Raw genomic sequence first — 249 nt, forward strand, 5'->3', positions numbered from 1 at the left:
TACTAAGCGTTTATCAGAATGATAAAGAGATAGCTCACTATGATATTTCAACCGCCAAAAATGGTGTCGGTAGTCAGCAAGACAGTGGCTGTACACCGCTTGGCGAACATGTTATCGCTGAAAAAATAGGTGGCGACTACTCTATTAATGCTGTATTTATAGGGCGAGTGCCAACCGGAGAAATATATAGCGAGATACTAGGAAAACAATACCCTGAGCGCGATTGGATACTCAGTCGTATCTTATGGC

General features: G+C 42.6%; 1 pseudogene. It reads left to right on the plus strand.

The window, feature by feature from the left end:
• Positions 1–249, plus strand: a pseudogene (locus AAEY79_RS15925) (L,D-transpeptidase); the annotation flags it as partial.

The organism is Psychrobacter sp. GW64-MNA-CIBAN-0177 (assembly GCF_040309585.1).
In the GTDB taxonomy this organism is placed as follows: domain Bacteria; phylum Pseudomonadota; class Gammaproteobacteria; order Pseudomonadales; family Moraxellaceae; genus Psychrobacter; species Psychrobacter okhotskensis.